Source organism: Streptomyces sp. NBC_00234, assembly GCF_036195325.1.
Classification (GTDB): Bacteria; Actinomycetota; Actinomycetes; order Streptomycetales; family Streptomycetaceae; genus Streptomyces.
The window spans coordinates 4403891-4421105 of record NZ_CP108101.1; the positions used below are offsets into that span (position 1 = coordinate 4403891).

Sequence of the window (17215 nt, forward strand, 5' to 3'; positions counted from 1 at the left end):
CCGCCGGACGCACCGCTCAGACGGTGGACCGGCCGGCCAGGAGCGCGTCCAGTTGGGCGTGGTCGCGGTCGCGGGTCAGGCGGTTGCGGGCCGCCGCGGGGGAGAGCCAGACAACGCGGTCCACCTCGTCGTTCGGGATGAACGAACCGCCCGTCGCCTCCGCAGCCCAGTACGCGACCTCCTTCGGCCGGCCGTTCACCTCGTACCGGGACGTCGGCAGCCGGGCCCCCGGCGCGCAGTGGTGGCCGGTTTCCTCCAGGACCTCGCGCAACGCACCCGCCAGCGCGGACTCGCCGCGCTTCAGCTTGCCCTTGGGGAAGGACCAGTCGTCGTACCGGGGCCGGTGCACCAGGCAGATCTCCAGCCCTCCGTCGTACGGAGAGCTGCGCCACAGCACGCAGCCGGCCGCCAGCACCGGACCGGTCGGCTCGCTCACGGCCCCGTCACGGCCGCCGTGTACGGCCAGGTCTCCCGGAACACGCTGCGCGCCGCCTCCACCTCGTGCCGCTGGTCGGCGTGGAGCACGCCGAGGGCGTACGCCGTCGCCGGGGCGATCCGCGGTGTCCGGGCCGCCGCCGCGGCGGCAGAGGCCGCCTCCGCCGCGTCCCGGTGCAGGTCGAGCGCCTTCCCCGCGCCCGCCAGGACCGGATCGGGCGCGCCCCGCACGACCTCGTCGGCGTACCGGTGGAGCCGGAGGAGCAGACGGGCCTGGTGCCAGGGCGCGTCCTGCGCCTCGTTGTACGGCTCCACCGTCGCGTCGGGCGGCAGGGCCGCCACCGCGCCGAGCAGCCGCTTCTCGGCGCGTTCCGCCGGGCCGCACAGTGTCTCGGCCGCCGGAGCCGCGGCCGAGGCGGCCAGCGGGACGTCGGAGGCGAGGAGTGCGACGGCGTCGGCGACCGCGTGGAAGCGGGAGGAGCCGAGTGCCTGGAGGGCCGCGGAGTGGGCGCGCGTCCGGGCGAGGGTCAGCTGCCGTTCGAGGAGCGCCCCGGCCCGTGCGGCACCGACGCCGAGCGCGGCGCGCTCCTTGTCGGAGGCGGCTTCGGGGCTCGGGTCGGCGGTACGGGCAGCCGGCAGTGAGGTCCCCGACAGTGCGTGCAGCGCTTCGAGGAGGCGGGTCAGCCGGGTGGCGTACGCGTGCTCACGGGCCAGCGTGCCGGAGAGCCAGGCCAGTTCCGTACGGAGCTGGTCGGCCCAGCTCGCGTCGAGCACCCCCCGGAACGTGTGCAGCGAACCGCCGATCCGGCGGGCCGAGCGGCGCAGCGCGCCGGCCGCCTCGTCCGCGCCGCGGGTGCCGCCGTCGGTCGGCGCGCTGTGCTCGCGGTGGAGCCGCAGGCTGCGCAGGAAGTCTCCGGCCTGCGTCTGGAGATACGGGCCGAGGACCCCTCCGGCGGAGAGTTCCGCGGTCTCCCGCGTCGTCGTCTGATGATCAGGGCGTCGCACGCCGGCGCCTCCGGGCGTCAATGAGCATCTCTTGTACGTGTCGCAGCGGCTGTCCGTCCCCGTCGGTGGCGTGTCGAGTCCAGTTCCCGTCGGGACCGAGGTGCCAGGAGGAGGTGGTGTCGGCCATGCCTGTTTCCAGGAGCCGGCTGAGGGCCGCGCGGTGGGCGGGGTCGGTGACCCGGACCAGTGCTTCGATCCGGCGGTCGAGGTTGCGGTGCATCATGTCGGCGCTGCCGAACCACACCTCGGGCTCGCCGCCGTTGCCGAAGGAGAAGACCCGCGAGTGTTCCAGGAAGCGGCCCAGTATCGAGCGGACCCGGATGTTCTCGGAGAGGCCGGTGACGCCGGGGCGTATCGCGCAGATGCCGCGTACCCAGATGTCGACGGGTACGCCCGCCTGCGCGGCCCGATAGCAGGCGTCGATGATCGCTTCGTCGACCATCGAGTTGACCTTGAAGCGGACGTACGCGGGGCGGCCGGCGCGGTGGTGGGAGATCTCCTTGTTTATGCGCGCGACCAGCCCGTCGCGCAGGGACTTCGGAGCGACCAGCAGCCGTCGGTACGTCTCGCGGCGCGAGTAGCCGGAGAGCCGGTTGAAGAGGTCCGAGAGGTCGGCGCCGACCTGCGGGTCCGCGGTGAGCAGGCCGAGGTCCTCGTAGAGCCGGGCGGTCTTGGGGTGGTAGTTGCCCGTGCCGACGTGCGAGTAGCGCCGCAGGGTGTCGCCCTCCTGGCGGACGACGAGCGACAGCTTGCAGTGGGTCTTCAGGCCGACGAGGCCGTAGACGACGTGGCAGCCGGCCTCCTCCAGCTTGCGGGCCCACTTGATGTTGGCCTGCTCGTCGAAGCGGGCCTTGATCTCGACGAGGACGAGGACCTGCTTGCCGGACTCGGCGGCGTCGATCAGGGCGTCCACTATCGGGGAGTCGCCGGAGGTGCGGTACAGCGTCTGCTTGATCGCGAGGACGTCCGGGTCGCCCGCCGCCTGCTCCAGGAACGCCTGGACGGAGGTGGAGAACGAGTCGTACGGGTGGTGCAGCAGGACGTCCCGTTCGCGCAGCGCGGCGAAGATGTCGGGCGCGGAGGCGGACTCGACCTCGGCCAGGTCCCGGTGGGTGCCCGCGATGAACTTGGGGTACTTCAGCTCCGGCCGGTCCAGCGACGCAATGCCGAAGAGGCCGGTGAGGTCGAGCGGTCCCGGCAGCGGGTAGAGCTCGGTCTCGGAGATCTTCAGCTCGCGTACCAGCAGGTCCAGCACGTACGGGTCGATGGACTCCTCGACCTCCAGCCGAACCGGCGGGCCGAAGCGGCGCCGCATGAGCTCCTTCTCCAGGGCCTGGAGAAGGTTCTCGGCGTCGTCCTCCTCGACCTCCAGGTCCTCGTTCCTGGTGACCCGGAACATGTGGTGGGCGAGGACTTCCATGCCGGGGAAGAGCTCTTCCAGGTGGGCCGCGATGACGTCCTCGATGGGGACGTACCGCTGCGGCGACGCCTCCAGGAACCGGGTCAGCAGCGGCGGCACCTTCACCCGGGCGAAGTGGCGGTGGCCGCTTACGGGGTTGCGCACGACGACGGCGAGGTTGAGCGAGAGCCCCGAGATGTACGGGAAGGGGTGCGCCGGGTCGACGGCCAGCGGCGTGAGCACCGGGAAGACCCGCTGCCGGAAGAAGGTGAACAGGCGCGCCTGTTCCTTCTCGGTCAGCTCGGGCCAGCGGATCAGCTGGATGCCCTCGTCGGAGAGGGCGGGGGCGATGTCCTGCTGGTAGCAGGCGGCGTGCCGGGCCATGAGTTCGCGGGAGCGGGTCCAGATGAGGTCGAGGACCTCGCGCGGCTGGAGCCCGGACGCGGAGCGGGTGGCGACCCCGGTGGCGATACGGCGCTTCAGCCCGGCGACGCGGACCATGAAGAACTCGTCCAGGTTCGACGCGAAGATTGCGAGGAAATTAGCCCGTTCGAGGAGAGGGGTCGCCGGGTCCTCGGCCAGTTCGAGGACGCGTTCGTTGAACGCGAGCCAGCTGCGCTCCCGGTCCAGGAAGCGTCCCTGGGGCAGTTCGTCGCCGTCGCGGTCGGGTTCGTACGCATCCGCGTCGGCGTCGAGGTCGGGGTCCAGATCTGCGGCTGTGGAGAATCCGACGCCGTGGGAGGCCGAATCGGCGACGGCGCGGGGCCGGTGCGCGGCGAGCGAGCCGACCGACGGCTGGGTGGGCTGGACCGGGACCTCGGAGCTGGGCTGCTGGCTCATGGACCTATTGTTCCGCGTGGACGGCTCCTGAGGCGCGTCGGAGCCGGGAAAGATCGCGGAAGGTCCGGTGGACCCACGAGGTCTGCCGTTGCGGGGGGTGGGCACAGCTGGCTGCATCCCGTGAGGGTCGCAAGCGCGTCTGAATGGCTGGTAACGGCGACATGACATGCAGGCTGCGGTGTGCGGGCCCGGTGGGGCGCGGAGCGTGCACCGTACCCCCCGCCCCGGCCGGGCTCCCCCCTCGGAGTCCGGACAGGGCGGGTGGGTGGATGGTCCGGATCAGCTGTGCAGGCGGCGCAGCGCCCGGAAGGCAAGGGCTACGGCCAGCGCGGCGAGGGCCAGCACGATGCCGGTCTCGACCAACTGGAGAGGCCAGAAGTGCGAGGCGGGGTGGTAGTCGACGTACCGGTGCGTGGCGTCGTAGTCGGCCAGGCACCCCTTGTAATCGGTCTGCACCCTCACGCAGATGTCGCTGGGCAGCCGCTCGCCCGCGGAGTTCACATAGCCCTGATCGACGATTGCCGCGTCGATGGGGAAGCGGTATCGACCGTCCAGGAGGTGCGTATCCGTCCGGACGGGCCAGAGGCTGTTGCGTACGGTGTTCAGGATCTGTACCACCAGACCCACGGCGAGCACGGTCACCGACATGGCGACGACGGTGCGCCGAACCAGCAGCCCGGCCAGTGCGCCGAGGGCGAGCCCGAAGAGGGCGTACCCGACAGGGACGGCACCGATCGCGCCGTAGACGACCCGGTCGGACCAGCGGTTCTCGTAGACCGGGCTGTCGTTGGTCGACCAGAACCAGGCGAAGGCGGCGGACAGCACAGTGGTGGCGATCAGCGTCAGCACGGCGGGCACGGCGAGTTTGGCGGCCAGCCAGCGGGCGGGCGACACGGACTGGGACCAGGCCAGCTTGTTCGTGCCGCTCTCCAGTTCACGGGCGATCATCGGGCCCGCCATGAACGCTCCGACGGCGGCGGGCAGGACGAGCATCAGCAGTCCGCCCCAGCCCTGGACGTCCTGCACCTGCGCCTGGCTGTTCAGGAAGCCGCGGACCGTACCGCCGCACCGGAACACGGTGTTGTCGGTCGAACAGCCCGACACGGCGAATCCGTCGGCGACCCGGTCCGCCCACAGCGACACACCCACCAGGACGGCGATCGTCAGCGGTACGAGCGCGGTGAGGGCCTTGAACGCCCGCCGGTGCTGGCGTACGACGACGCGGGCGGGCCCGCTCGGTACGAGGGTTCTCATGCGGACGCCACCGCCTCACGGCTCTCGTGGCGCGCGCTCGGCGTGAGCAGTGCCGGGGCGTCCGGCGAGCGGAGGTGGGCCAGGAGTAGTTCCTCCAGGGATGGCTCCGTCACGTCCCAGGCGGTGCCGTCCACCGGGCCCTCCTTCCTTACGAGTGCGGTGAGCTGACGGCCCGTCGTGCGGGACTCGACAACGGTGTGCGGGGCGAGATCGCGGGCCTGTCCGGTCAGGAGGGCGTGGGCGGCGACGATGTCGTCGGTCTCCCCGCCGAGGCGGACCCGTCCGCCGTCGACCAGGAGGACGTAGTCGCAGGCGCCCTCCAGCTCGGTGAGGATGTGCGAGGACATCACGATGGTGGTGGAGTGCTCGGCGGCCTCCGCCATCAGGACGCCCATCAGCTGGTGGCGGGCGAGCGGGTCGAGGTCGGCCATCGGCTCGTCCAGCAGCATCAGCGTGGGCCGCTTGCCCAGCGCCAGCGCGAGGGCGAGCCGGGTGCGCTGGCCGCCGGAGAGGGAGCGCACCTTCGCGTCCTGCGGGAGGGACGCGGCGATCCGGTCGGCCGTGGCGCGGTCCCAGCTCGCCGGGTTGAGCTCCCGGCCCGCCCAGAGCGTGTCGGCCACGGTGAGCTGCGGGTACAGGGGCTTGTCCTGGGACACGTACGCGATGCGCTCGCGGGTGCTGCCCGGGGTGCCGGAACCGAGGACCCGGACCGATCCCTCGGTCGGCCGGAGGAGGCCGGCCGCCAGGGCGAGCAGGGTGGACTTCCCCGCGCCGTTGGGGCCGACGAGGGCACAGACCCGTCCGGCGGGCAGCCGGAACGAACAGTCGCGCAGCGCCCACCCGCCCGCCCCGCGGCCGTACTTCATACCGAGGCCGATCGCCTCGATCGCGGCGCCTGTCATTGGTCGTCGTCCCCCTTGAATGTGCTGTCCAGTACGGCGGTGAAGAGCGCGCTCACGTCGTCCTTGTCCAGTCCTGCGGTGCGGGCCCGGCGGGCCCAGTCGGCGAGCTCGGAGCGCAGCGGCGCGTCCGCGGCGGCTGCGGCGCTGCCGAGCGTGCGCCGTACGAAGGTGCCGAGCCCGCGGCGTGCCTCGACGAGGCCCTCGCGTTCGAGTTCGCGGTACGCCTTGAGCACGGTGTTGGGATTGATGGCCGTGGCCTCCACCACCTCGCGTGCGGTGGGAAGGCGGTCGCCCGGTTCCAGCACGCCGAGGCGCAGGGCCTGTTTGGTCTGCTGGACGATCTGGAGGTACGTGGCGATGCCGCTGCGCCGGTCGATGCGGAACTCGACCGCTGCGGACTCTGCCATGTTCACCACCCTTTCACTAATTGAGTAGTGAAAGGGTGGCGTAAGGAAGGGGCGGCGTCAAGAGGCGCCGCCCCCGGGGGTGTTGCCGCTGTTCAGGACTCCGTGCGGTACATCAGGTCCACCTCGTGCGTCACGAATCCCATCCCCTCGTACACCTTCAGGGCCGCCACGTTGTCCGCGTCGACGTACAGCATCGCGGTCGGCAGCGCCTGGGCGGCGAGGTGGCGCAGGCCGATCGCGGTCAGTGCCTTGCCGAGGCCGCCGCCCTGTGCGTCGGGGAGGATGCCGACCACGTACACCTCGCCGATCTGCTCCTCGGCGTGGACCTTCGTCCAGTGGAAGCCGACGAGCTCGCCGTCGCGTTCGGCGAGGAAGAAACCCTTCGGGTCGAACCAGGGCTCGGCCTTGCGGTCGTCCAGGTCCCGCTGGGTCAGGGAGCCCTGCTCGGGGTGGTGGGCGAAGGCGGCGCGGTTGACCGCGAGCCAGGCGGCGTCGTCCTCGCCGGGGACGAACGTACGGATGGTGACACCCGGCGGCAGGGTCGGTTCCGCGATGACCGAGCCGGCCAAGGGGCGCCGGAGCTGGCGCAGTTCGCGGAAGAGGGAGAGGCCGAGGACCTGGGCCAGGTGCCGGGCCGCGGACTTGCCGCCGTGCGCCCAGACCCGAAGCCGCTTCCCGGTCGAGGCGAGGAGTGCCGCGCCGAGCGCGCGCCCGTGTCCGTGGCCGCGGTGGGCGGGATGGACGACGAGTTCGGCGGCCGGTGCCTCGACGGGGTCGGTGTCTTCCAGCTGCGCGTACCCGGCGAGGACGCCGTCGGCGGTGAGCAGGAAGTGCCGTACGCCTTCGCGGTGCCCGCCCCTGAGCTGCAGACGCCCCTGCTCGGAGACCGCCTGCCTGCCGTCGGTCCGGGTGGCCTCTGCGAGCAGGTCGAGGACGGCTTCGGCCTGCTCGGGGGTGAGCGCGTCGAGGGTGTGAATCTCGCGTCCGGGGGAGGGGAGGGGTACGTCTGTCGTCATGTGTACGAGCGTACGGCGGGCGGGGTGGGGGAGGTGGGGGTGCGGCGCGGGTCGGTGTGCGTCCGGTCGCCGCCCCGGGCGTCCCGGCTGGTGGCGCGCCTGTGCGCTGTGACGTTTCTGCCCGGCTATGTGCGCCAAAGGGGGGATGCGCGGTGTTCGGTCCCGTACCGACCGGGAAGCAACCCGGTCGTAACCCGAAAACCCTGTCGCGCTACGCGCGTTGACTCTAGGCTGCGTCCGAAAGTCTTCACCCTCTCCACAACTCCCAAACCTCCCGCTGAACTCAAAGGGGACCGATGTCAGCGACTCCGCAGAAGAACCGCGCGTCCCGGCGGGTGCTCGCCGCCGCGGCCGGTCTTGCCACCGTCGGCGCGCTCGTCGCCGCGATGCCGGCAGGTGCCGATGACCGGGGCGCCGGCCACCACGGGTCCGGGCGCACCGTCGACGTGCAGCTGCTGTCCTTCAACGACCTGCACGGCAACCTGGAGCCGCCGGCCGGTTCGGCCGGCTCGGTCACCGAGAAGCAGGCCGACGGCACGACGAAGTCCGTCCCGGCCGGTGGCGTGGAGTACCTGGCGACCTCGCTGCGCACCGCGCGCGAGGGCCACCCGTACTCCGTCACCGCGGCCGGCGGCGACATGGTGGGCGCGAGCCCGCTGCTGTCCGGTCTCTTCCACGACGAGCCCACCATCGAGGCGCTCAACGGGCTCGACCTCGATGTGACGGCGGTCGGCAACCACGAGTTCGACGAGGGCGCCACCGAGCTGGGCCGCCTCCAGAACGGCGGCTGCCACCCGGTCGAGGGCTGCTACGAGCAGGGCAAGACGTTCGAGGGCGCCGACTTCCCGTACCTCGCGGCCAATGTGACGAACGAGAAGACCGGCAAGCCGATCCTCAAGCCGTACACGGTCTGGAAGAAGAACGGCGTCAAGATCGGCTTCATCGGAGTGACCCTGGAGGGCACCCCGAACATCGTCACGGCCAACGGCGTCAAGGGCCTGAAGTTCCACGACGAGATCGAGACGGTCAACAAGTACGCCAAGGAACTGGACCGCCAGGGCGTCAAGTCCATCGTCGCGCTGATCCACGAGGGCGGCGCCCCGGCGTCCACCGCGTACAACTACGACTGCGACAGCCCCGGCGCCGGTGACGGCATCTCCGGGCCGATCGTCGACATCGCCAAGGGCATCACCCCGAAGGTCGACGCCCTGGTCACGGGCCACACCCACCAGGCGTACGTGTGCACCGTCCCGGACCCGGCGGGCAAGCCGCGCATGGTCACCTCGGCCTCGTCGTTCGGCAAGATCTACACGGACACGACCCTCACGTACGACCGCCGGACCAAGGACATCGTCCGTACGTCGGTGAAGTCCGCGAACCACGTCGTCACCCGTGACCAGGCCAAGGCCACCGACATGACGGCCCTGATCGCCCGCTGGAACACCCTCGCGGCGCCGATCTCCAACCGGCCGCAGGGCTTCATCTCCGCCGACATCAACGGCCGCGGCTCCACCGCCCCCGAGAAGCCGCTCGGCAACCTGATCGCCGACGCGCAGCTGGAGGGCCTGGCCCCGGCGGACAAGGGCGGGGCGCAGGTCGCCTTCATGAACCCGGGCGGCATCCGCTCGGACCTCGTCTACACCGCCTCCGGCAGTGAGGGCGACGGTGTCGTGACGTACGGCGAGGCGTTCACCGTCCAGCCGTTCACCAACATGATGAACGTCGTCGACCTGACCGGCGCGCAGCTGGTCACCGCACTCCAGCAGCAGGTCAGCGGCTCCAACGAGGCGTCCCCGAAGATCCTCCAGGTATCCAAGGGCCTCACCTACACCCTGGACATGACCAAGACGGGCGCGGCCCGCCTGGTCGCCGACACCGTCCGGCTGAACGGTGCGGCCATCGACCCGGCCGCCTCCTACCGCGTCGCGATGAACGAGTTCCTCGCGGGCGGCGGCGACGGCTTCGCGGCCCTCGGCCAGGGCACGAACAAGCTGGTCGGCCCGTCCGACCTGGACCTGTTCAACGCCTACCTGGCGGCGCACTCCACGGCCGCCGCGCCGCTGGCCCCGCCGGCCACGGACCGGATCACGGTCATCCGGTAATCAGCGATACGTGCAGGTGAGCGGGGCGGAGGGCCGGCGGGCCCTCCGCCCCGCTCCTGTTCTCCTCGCTCGCGTTTCCTTCCGCGCCCGGGTTCGTGGCGCCGGACCCTGTTCCGGTCTTGAGGTGTACCCGTCATAATCTCGGTCTGCCCCCCACGACAGACGGAGACGCCCTGCATGAGCCCGTACACCGCTAGCCGCCGGAACTTCCTCGCCGGCGCCCTCGCCGCCACCGCCACCGTCGTCATCGGTGGCACGCCGGCCGCCGCGTCCTCCCTCCGAGTCCTCGGTACGCAGGACTGGATGGGTGCCATCCCCGACACCACCGCGCTCCAGCGGCTCACCTTCCCGGGCTCGCACGACTCCGGGGCGCGGTTCGGCGGACCGTGGGCGGAGTGCCAGAACACCACGATCGCGCAGCAGTTGGACAGCGGCATCCGCTTCCTCGACGTGCGCTGCCGGATCACCGGCGACTCGTTCGCGATCCATCACGAAGCCGCCTTCCAGAACCTGATGTTCGGTGACGTCCTGATCGCCTGCCGGGACTTCCTGGCCGCACGGCCCTCCGAGACGGTGCTGATGCGGGTGAAGCAGGAGTACTCGCAGGAGAGCAACGCCGCGTTCCGGAGCGTCTTCGACCGGTACCTCGACGTCAAGGGCTGGCGGTCGCTGTTCCGGCTGGACTCCACGCTGCCCACGTTGGGTGGTGCGCGCGGCAAGGTGGTGCTCCTCGCGGACAACGGAGGGCTGCCCGGGGTCCGGTACGCCGATCCGGCGGTCTTCGACATCCAGGACGACTACATGGCAGAGCCGTTCGCGAAGTACCGGAAGATCGAGGACCAGTTCCGCAAGGCGGCCCAGCAGCCCGGCAAGCTCTTCATGAACTACGTGAGCACCTCCGCCCTGATGCCGCCCCGCTGGAACGCGGACCGGCTCAACCCGCAGGTGCACTCCTTCCTCGACGGGTCGGAGGCGGCGGGCTGGACCGGTCTCGGGATCGTCCCGTTGGACTATCCGGCGACCCGCTCGGGGCTGGTCGAATCCCTGATACGGCACAATCCCGTGGGCTGACCCGCCTGGTGAGCCCACCGGCGGGGCAGGCGGGATTCGGACCGGCGGTGCTCACAACTCCGGCGGCGGCTGCGGTGCCCCCGGCAGCCGGATCGACGCCTCCGTGCCCGCGCCCCCGGCCGCCGGACGCAGGGTGATCTCGCCGCCCGCCTGCTGGACCGTGCGCGCCACGATGGACAGGCCGAGGCCGGAGCCGGGGAGCTGGCGGGCGGACGGGGAGCGCCAGAAGCGTTCGAAGACGTGCGGGAGCTCCTCGGCGGGGATACCGGGGCCGTGGTCCCGGACCGTCAGCTCGCCCCGGTGGAGGACGACCTCGACCGTGCCGCGCGGCGGGCTGAACTTCACCGCGTTGTCGAGGACGTTGACGACCGCCCGCTCCAGCGCGGCCGGTTCCGCCCGTACGTACCAGGGGGCCAGGTCCTCCGTGATCGTCAGATCGGGGCCGCGCAGCCGGGCCCGCTGCAGAGCGGTACGGGTGACGTCGTGCAGGGCCACCACCTGGAGGGGTCCGGGCTGGGCGGCGTCGGGGCGGGACAGCTCCTGGAGATCGCCGATGAGGGCGGCCAGCTCGGTCATCTGCGCCTTGACCGAGGCCATCAGCGCCCTGCGGTCGTCCGGGGGAATGGCCCGGCCGGTCTCGTCGCTGCGGACCAGCAGCTCGATGTTGGTCCGCAGGGAGGTCAGCGGGGTGCGCAGCTCGTGGCCGGCGTCGGCGATGAGCTGGGCCTGCCGGTCGCGTGAGGTGGCAAGCGAGGCGGTCATCGAGTTGAAGGACCGCGACAGGCGCGCGATCTCGTCCTCGCCCTCGACGGGGATGCGGACGGTGAGGTCCTCGGTGCGGGCGACGTGTTCGACCGCCTCGGTGAGTTCGTCGACGGGACGCAGTCCGGAACGGGCGACCCAGAGACCGGCGGCGCCTGCGCCGACGACGCCGATGCCGGAGACGAGCAGGAGGACCCAGGCCAGGGTGGACAGCGGGTCGTCGATCTCGCTCAGCGGGCGGGCGATGGAGACGGCGATCTGAGCGGTCTGCACGCCGGGACCCGCAGGTCGCAGTTCGTAGGTGTACACGCGCATCTGCGTGCCGTTCGCCGCGGTCGACGAGTGCAGGGTGTAGCGCTGCTCGCCCTTGGCCACCGCGATGTCGGAATCGCTCACCGGAAGCTCCGACGTCTTGACCGGGCCGATGCACACGATGCCCTGGGAGTCGACGAGCTGCACGGTGTAGGCACCCGCGAACGGCCGGGGCGGCATCAGAGTGGCGCCCTTGCAGTACGCGTACAGGCTGGTCAGGTACGTCTCGTCGACCTTGGAGCTGCGCAGCGAGTCGTCCAGCTGCTGTTCCAGCTGCACCTTCGTCACGAACCAGCAGGCCGCCGCCACGGCAGCCACGGCCACCGCCACGGCCGTGGCGACCAGGAGGGCGAGGCGGGAGCGGAGCGGAAGACCGCGGAACCGGCGGACCAGCCCATTCACCCCTCCCCACCCCCCGCCCGCAGCGCGTACCCCACGCCCCGGACCGTGTGGACGAGGCGGGGTTCGCCGCCCGCTTCCGTCTTGCGCCGCAGGTACATCACGTACACGTCCAGGGAGTTGGAGCTCGGTTCGAAGTCGAAGCCCCAGACCGCCTTGAGGATCTGCTCGCGGGTCAGCACCTGACGGGGGTGGGCCAGGAACATCTCCAGGAGCGTGAACTCGGTACGGGTCAGCTCGACGCGACGGGTGCCGCGGGTGACCTCGCGGGTGGTGAGGTCCATCCGCAGGTCGGCGAAGGACAGCACGTCGTTGCCGGGCAGGTCGGCGCCCGCCGTCGCGGCGTACGAGCTGCGGCGCAGCAGGGCACGGATGCGGGCGAAGAGCTCGTCCAGCTCGAAGGGCTTGACCAGGTAGTCGTCGGCGCCCGCGTCGAGGCCGGTGACCCGGTCGCCGACCGTGTCGCGGGCGGTGAGCATCAGGATGGGGGTGGTGGTGCCGGTGGACCGGATGCGGCGGGCGGCGGTCAGGCCGTCCATGCGCGGCATCTGGATGTCCAGGACGATCAGGTCGGGGGCGTACGACTCCGCCTTGGTGAGGGCGTCGTAACCGTCGACGGCGACCTCGGTGCCGTATCCCTCGAACGCGAGACTGCGCTGCAGGGCCTCGCGCACAGCCGGCTCGTCGTCGACGATCAGGATGCGCTGCGGATCGTCTTCGGCGGGGCTCATCGCTGGTCGTCCTCTTCTCGTTCCGGCCTCATCGGGGTGCTGTCAGCCTCGCACGGCCATGGCGCGGCGGCGTGCTGCGCGGCGCTTGCGGCCGGTGGGGTCCGAGACGGCGCTGATCTCGTGGGCGCGCCCGGGGGTCTTCCGGGCGGCCATTTCGGTGGCGAGCGCGAGCGGCAGGGCCAGGCCGGCCGGGCCTGTGGCGGTGTCGGAGCTGTCGTTCATGTCGGCCTCCTCGGCCTGTTGACGCGGGGTTGCTGTGGTCAGGAGCCGTTGCCCGCCCGCAGGGTGTCCAGGTCGGCCTTGACGGTGTCGACGGGGATGGCGAAGCCGAGACCCACGCTGCCCGCGGCGGAGCTGCCCGTGGAGCTCGCCGAACTCGGCGAGTACATCGCGGAGTTGATGCCGATGATCTCGCCGTTCATGTTGATCAGCGCACCGCCGGAGTTGCCGGGGTTCAGCGAGGCGTCGGTCTGGATCGCCTTGTACGTGGTCTTCGACGTACCGGTGTCTCCGTTGAACTGCTGCCCACCGAACTCGAACGGCCAGTCCCCGCCACCCTGCTGCTGTTGCTGCTGGCCCTGGCCCGAGCCCTCGGAGTCCTTCGCGACCGTGACGTCACGGTCCAGGGCCGAGACGATGCCGCTGGTGACGGTGCCGGTCAGGCCCTCGGGCGAGCCGATCGCCACGACCTGGTCGCCGACCTTCACGTCGGAGGAGTCGCCGAGCGAGGCCGTCTTCAGCCCGCTCGCACCCTGGAGCTTGATGAGCGCGAGGTCCTTGTCGGCGTCGGTGCCCACGACGTCGGCGGTGTACTTCTTGCCGGTGCTGAGCGTGACCTCGATCTCGGAGGCGCCGGAGATGACGTGGTTGTTGGTGACGATCTCGCCGTCGGACGTGATGACGACACCGGAGCCGGTGGACTGGCCCGCCGTCGACGTCGCGCCGATCTCGACGATCGCGGGCGACACGGCCGCCGCCACACCGGAGACGGTGCCGGCGCTGCTCTGCGAGACGGTCGTGCCCTGCACCGTGCCACCACCGGAGGCGGAGCCGTTCGAGCCGCCGTCGGCGAGCTGTCCGATGAGGGTCGCGGTGCCGCCGCCGATGGCTGCCGCCGCGATCGCCACGGCCGCCAGCAGCGCGACCGGACGCTTCACGCGGCGCTCGGGCTTCGGCGGCTCGGGTGCGGACTGCGGCGGCGGGAAGCCACCGGGACCACCGGCGTCGGCGCCACCGCCGCCGGGCCACACGGTGGTGCCGGGGCCCGCGGCGATCGGCTGCGCGGGCTCGTAGGGGGGCGGCGGCGGGTAGGACGCGTCGCCGTGGCCGTACGAGGGGTACGTCGGGTACTCGCCGCTCGGGCGGTGGCTCTCAGTCATGTACACGAGCGTGTCCGTCGAACATGAGAGGAGGCTGAGGGTGCTCTGAGAAGCCCGGCAGAACCCTGTATGCCCCATATAAGGATGGGGCCCGTGGGTTACGGAGCCGGGACCGTCTGCTCCCCGCAGCCGCACGACTGCCGGACCACCAGCGCCGAGGGGAACTGCTTCAGCCGCTCGCGGCGCGAGCCCGCCACCCGCAGCGAGTCGTCGAGGACCAGGTCCACGGCCGCCCGCGCCATGGCCGGACGGTCGGAGGAGACCGTCGTCAGCGGCGGGTCGGTGAGGCCGGCTTCCTTCACGTCGTCGAAGCCCGCCACCGCGAGCTCACCGGGCACGTCGATACGGAGTTCGCGGGCCGCCCGCAGCACACCGATGGCCTGGTCGTCCGTGGAGCAGAAGATCGCCGGGGGCCGGTCGGGGCCGGCGAGCAGCGTGAGGGCGGCCTGATAGGCGTCGTAACGGTTGTACGGGGCCTGGAAGAGCCGGCCCTCCGTGGAGCGGCCGGACTCGTGCATCGCCCGGCGCCAGCCCTCGACGTGGTCCGCGACCGGGTCGCCGACCGCCGGGGTCGACTCCATGCCGCCGAGGCACGCCACGTACGCGTAGCCGTGTTCCAGCAGGTGGCGGGTGGCGAGCTGGGCGCCGCCGACGTCGTCCGTGACGACCGCGACGTCGTCGATCGCCTCGGGCCGCTCGTGCAGCAGCACCACACGGGCGTCCCACGCCTCGATCTCGGCGGCGGCACGCTCGCTGGGGCCCTGGCTGACCAGGATCAGCCCGGAGACCCGCATGCCGAGGAACGCGCGGAGGTAGTGGACCTCGCGCTCGTCCCGGTAGTCGGAGTTGCCGACGAGGACCATTTTCCCTCGTTCGGCGGCGGCCTGTTCGACTGCGTGCGCCATCTCCGCGAAGAACGGCTGGCGGGCGTCCGGCACGATCATGCCTATGAGATCGGTCCGCCTCGACGCCATCGCCTGGGCCACCCGGTCGGGCCGGTAGCCCAGCTCTTTGATCGCGGCGAGTACCCGCTCGCGCGTGGCCGGGGCGACCGGCCTGGGTCCGTTGTTGATGACGTAGCTGACGACCGCGGTCGACGTCCCCGCCAGTCTCGCCACATCGTCCCGCGTCACCTTGGCCACGCGCGGCAGTCTACGCGGATGGACCTACCTGTTGGCAGGTCGGACCGGGGCTTCTTCCGTGACCTCGGACTCCTCCGACTGCTCCGAATGGGGTACGGGTTCGGCGGTCGTCTTCGCGGCGGCCTTGGCCTTGGCCTCCTCGGCCGCGGCGCGCTCCACCTTCTCCGGTGCGACGAAGCGGTAGCCCACGTTGCGGACCGTGCCGATCAGCGACTCGTGCTCGGGGCCGAGCTTGGCGCGCAGCCGCCGGACGTGGACGTCGACCGTCCGCGTACCGCCGAAGTAGTCGTATCCCCAGACCTCCTGCAGCAGCTGGGCGCGGGTGAAAACGCGGCCCGGATGCTGGGCGAGGTACTTGAGCAGTTCGAATTCCTTGAAGGTCAGGTCCAGGACCCTTCCCTTCAGCTTCGCGCTGTACGTCGCCTCGTCCACCGAAAGATCACCGTTACGGATCTCCATCGGGGAATCGTCGGACACGATCTGCTGACGGCCGGTGGCCAGCCGCAGCCGCGCCTCGACCTCGGCCGGGCCCGCGGTGTCCAGCAGCACGTCGTCGATGCCCCAGTCGGCGGTGACGGCCGCGAGGCCGCCCTCCGTGACGACGAGGATCAGCGGACAGCCGGGTCCGGTGGACCGCAGCAGCTGACAGAGCGAGCGCACCTGCGGAAGGTCGCGGCGGCCGTCGATCAGGATGACGTCGGCACCTGGGGTGTCGACGAGTGCGGGTCCTTCGGCGGGGGCGACCCGCACGCTGTGCAGCAGTAGACCGAGGGCGGGAAGCACCTCCGTCGACGGTTGAAGGGCATTGGTCAGAAGCAGCAGTGAACTCATCGCCGCCCACCTGCCTGGGTCGTCGGTCGATCGTGCACGGTTCGCTCGCCCATTACGTCGGTCCTCCTCGTTCCCTGCGAGAGGGGCACTCCCGGGTCGGACCCGGGGGAGTAGTGCGGCAATGCTTCGTACGGCCGTACGACGGGTGGCCCGAGCCGTTCGTCATACGGGTTTAACTGGTAAGGCCCCGCGCCCTGGGGCCGCTGAGCTTGTTGAAACGTCTCCGTAACAACGCTTGGAAAGCACAAAAGGACCCGGGGGCTGCATTGCCCGGATCCTCTTCGAAGCAGAATAGCCCACATGCGTTCTGTCTCCGAGGGTCCGTTTCCGAGTTCTTCTGTTCCCTTGATCACGCGGACTCCCGTACGCACCGCGTTGCGCGCCGATGACGGGACCCGTATCGAGGCGGTGTACGAGCCGTGTACGGCAGGTGCCGGGGCCGCTGCGGGCGGGGCGGACGCCGGGACGGCGATCGTCGTCGCGCACGGCTTCACCGGCTCCGCGGACCGGCCCGCCGTGCGGCGTGCGGCAGAGGTGTTCGCGCAGCGTGCGGCCGTGATCACGTTCTCGTTCCGGGGGCACGGGAAGTCCGGCGGAGTGTCGACCGTGGGCGACCGGGAGGTGCAGGATCTGGCGGCTGCGGTCGCCTGGGCGCGATCGCTGGGACATGAGCGGGTCGTTACGGTCGGGTTTTCCATGGGCGGTTCCGTGGTGCTGAGACATGCCGCGCTGTATACGGCCGGGCCCGCGGGGAGGAATCCGGAATGGGGAGGACCGACTTCGGATATCGGTACCGGAGGCATTGCGGCGCACAAGGGGCGCATTGAAGCGCGCGCTACGGCGCACACGGATGCGGTGGTCGCGGTAAGCGCCCCCGCACGCTGGTACTACCGGGGGACGGCGCCGATGCGCCGCCTCCACTGGGTCGTCACCCGCCCGGCGGGCCGGCTCGTCGGCCGTTACGGCCTCGGCACCCGCATCGACCGCCGGGAGTGGGACCCGGTGCCGCTCTCCCCGGTCGCCGCCGTCCCGCTGATCGCCCCGGTCCCGCTGCTGATCGTCCACGGCGACCAGGACCCGTACTTCCCGCTGGACCACCCGCGGATGCTGGCCGAGGCCGCGGGGGGCGGTGCCGAACTGTGGCTGGAGCGCGGCATGGGGCACGCGGAGAACGCGGCCGACGAGAGCTTGCTCACCCGCATCGCCGACTGGACGGCCGCGCGGTGAC

At 71.3% G+C, this 17215-nt stretch carries 16 protein-coding genes; 3 read left to right on the forward strand and 13 right to left on the reverse strand.

The window, feature by feature from the left end; genetic code table 11:
- Positions 1–16: 16 nt before the first annotated feature.
- The 7 genes from OG230_RS19300 to mshD form a co-directional block, all read right to left on the reverse strand.
- Positions 17–436 (reverse strand): NUDIX hydrolase, encoded by a 420-nt coding sequence (locus tag OG230_RS19300; protein WP_328904965.1) that lies wholly within the window; start codon positions 434–436, stop codon positions 17–19.
- Positions 433–1440 carry a CHAD domain-containing protein gene (locus tag OG230_RS19305; RefSeq protein WP_328904966.1) on the reverse strand — a complete coding sequence of 336 codons (1008 nt, stop codon included), beginning with the start codon at positions 1438–1440 and terminating at the stop codon, positions 433–435. The genes OG230_RS19300 and OG230_RS19305 overlap by 4 nt, the downstream gene beginning before the upstream one ends.
- Positions 1427–3679: an RNA degradosome polyphosphate kinase gene (locus OG230_RS19310; protein WP_328904967.1), complete on the reverse strand. Its 2253-nt coding sequence runs from the start codon at positions 3677–3679 to the stop codon at positions 1427–1429. The genes OG230_RS19305 and OG230_RS19310 overlap by 14 nt, the downstream gene beginning before the upstream one ends.
- A 279-nt stretch (positions 3680–3958) precedes the next feature.
- Complete coding sequence (locus OG230_RS19315) at positions 3959–4933, reverse strand: hypothetical protein (protein ID WP_328904968.1); 975 nt, start codon at positions 4931–4933, stop codon at positions 3959–3961.
- The gene (locus OG230_RS19320) at positions 4930–5835 is read right to left on the reverse strand and encodes an ABC transporter ATP-binding protein (protein WP_328904969.1); all 906 of its coding nucleotides are present in this window, start codon (positions 5833–5835) and stop codon (positions 4930–4932) included. Before OG230_RS19320 ends, OG230_RS19315 begins: the two co-directional genes overlap by 4 nt.
- The gene (locus OG230_RS19325; RefSeq protein WP_328904970.1) at positions 5832–6242 is read right to left on the reverse strand and encodes a GntR family transcriptional regulator; all 411 of its coding nucleotides are present in this window, start codon (positions 6240–6242) and stop codon (positions 5832–5834) included. Before OG230_RS19325 ends, OG230_RS19320 begins: the two co-directional genes overlap by 4 nt.
- 92 nt (positions 6243–6334) lie before the next feature.
- On the reverse strand, positions 6335–7258 hold the full coding sequence (mshD, locus tag OG230_RS19330) for a mycothiol synthase (RefSeq protein ID WP_328904971.1): 924 nt from the start codon (positions 7256–7258) through the stop codon (positions 6335–6337).
- 296 nt (positions 7259–7554) lie between these two features.
- Between mshD and OG230_RS19335 the strand changes: the two genes are divergently transcribed.
- Positions 7555–9360, forward strand: a complete 1806-nt coding sequence (locus OG230_RS19335; RefSeq protein ID WP_328904972.1) for a bifunctional metallophosphatase/5'-nucleotidase — start codon at positions 7555–7557, stop codon at positions 9358–9360.
- Between the two features lie 177 nt (positions 9361–9537).
- A complete protein-coding gene (locus OG230_RS19340) occupies positions 9538–10431 on the forward strand; it encodes a phosphatidylinositol-specific phospholipase C (protein ID WP_328904973.1) in 894 nt (297 codons plus the stop codon).
- Between the two features lie 51 nt (positions 10432–10482).
- Here the strand turns inward: OG230_RS19340 and OG230_RS19345 are convergent, their stop codons facing one another.
- The 6 genes from OG230_RS19345 to OG230_RS19370 form a co-directional block, all read right to left on the reverse strand.
- A complete protein-coding gene (locus tag OG230_RS19345) occupies positions 10483–11907 on the reverse strand; it encodes a sensor histidine kinase (protein WP_328904974.1) in 1425 nt (474 codons plus the stop codon).
- Positions 11904–12635 (reverse strand): response regulator transcription factor, encoded by a 732-nt coding sequence (locus tag OG230_RS19350; protein ID WP_328904975.1) that lies wholly within the window; start codon positions 12633–12635, stop codon positions 11904–11906. Before OG230_RS19350 ends, OG230_RS19345 begins: the two co-directional genes overlap by 4 nt.
- Before the next feature lie 42 nt (positions 12636–12677).
- On the reverse strand, positions 12678–12857 hold the full coding sequence (locus tag OG230_RS19355; RefSeq protein ID WP_328904976.1) for a hypothetical protein: 180 nt from the start codon (positions 12855–12857) through the stop codon (positions 12678–12680).
- 38 nt (positions 12858–12895) lie between these two features.
- Positions 12896–14014, reverse strand: a complete 1119-nt coding sequence (locus tag OG230_RS19360; RefSeq protein WP_328904977.1) for a S1C family serine protease — start codon at positions 14012–14014, stop codon at positions 12896–12898.
- A gap of 98 nt (positions 14015–14112) precedes the next feature.
- Positions 14113–15156, reverse strand: coding sequence for a LacI family DNA-binding transcriptional regulator (locus OG230_RS19365; RefSeq protein WP_328904978.1), 1044 nt, complete (start codon positions 15154–15156; stop codon positions 14113–14115).
- Between the two features lie 24 nt (positions 15157–15180).
- On the reverse strand, positions 15181–15987 hold the full coding sequence (locus tag OG230_RS19370; protein ID WP_328904979.1) for a response regulator transcription factor: 807 nt from the start codon (positions 15985–15987) through the stop codon (positions 15181–15183).
- Between the two features lie 300 nt (positions 15988–16287).
- Between OG230_RS19370 and OG230_RS19375 the strand changes: the two genes are divergently transcribed.
- Complete coding sequence (locus OG230_RS19375) at positions 16288–17214, forward strand: alpha/beta hydrolase (protein ID WP_328904980.1); 927 nt, start codon at positions 16288–16290, stop codon at positions 17212–17214.
- Position 17215 lies beyond the last annotated feature (1 nt).

Coding starts and splice junctions, on each gene's coding strand:
- OG230_RS19360 (WP_328904977.1), bottom strand. CDS start 14,014: ATGACTGAGAGCCACCGCCCGAGCGGCGAGTACCCGACGTACCCCTCG.
- OG230_RS19320 (WP_328904969.1), bottom strand. CDS start 5,835: ATGACAGGCGCCGCGATCGAGGCGATCGGCCTCGGTATGAAGTACGGC.
- OG230_RS19340 (WP_328904973.1), top strand. CDS start 9,538: ATGAGCCCGTACACCGCTAGCCGCCGGAACTTCCTCGCCGGCGCCCTC.
- OG230_RS19315 (WP_328904968.1), bottom strand. CDS start 4,933: ATGAGAACCCTCGTACCGAGCGGGCCCGCCCGCGTCGTCGTACGCCAG.
- mshD (WP_328904971.1), bottom strand. CDS start 7,258: ATGACGACAGACGTACCCCTCCCCTCCCCCGGACGCGAGATTCACACC.
- OG230_RS19325 (WP_328904970.1), bottom strand. CDS start 6,242: ATGGCAGAGTCCGCAGCGGTCGAGTTCCGCATCGACCGGCGCAGCGGC.
- OG230_RS19335 (WP_328904972.1), top strand. CDS start 7,555: ATGTCAGCGACTCCGCAGAAGAACCGCGCGTCCCGGCGGGTGCTCGCC.
- OG230_RS19375 (WP_328904980.1), top strand. CDS start 16,288: ATGCGTTCTGTCTCCGAGGGTCCGTTTCCGAGTTCTTCTGTTCCCTTG.
- OG230_RS19355 (WP_328904976.1), bottom strand. CDS start 12,857: ATGAACGACAGCTCCGACACCGCCACAGGCCCGGCCGGCCTGGCCCTG.
- OG230_RS19310 (WP_328904967.1), bottom strand. CDS start 3,679: ATGAGCCAGCAGCCCAGCTCCGAGGTCCCGGTCCAGCCCACCCAGCCG.
- OG230_RS19370 (WP_328904979.1), bottom strand. CDS start 15,987: ATGAGTTCACTGCTGCTTCTGACCAATGCCCTTCAACCGTCGACGGAG.
- OG230_RS19350 (WP_328904975.1), bottom strand. CDS start 12,635: ATGAGCCCCGCCGAAGACGATCCGCAGCGCATCCTGATCGTCGACGAC.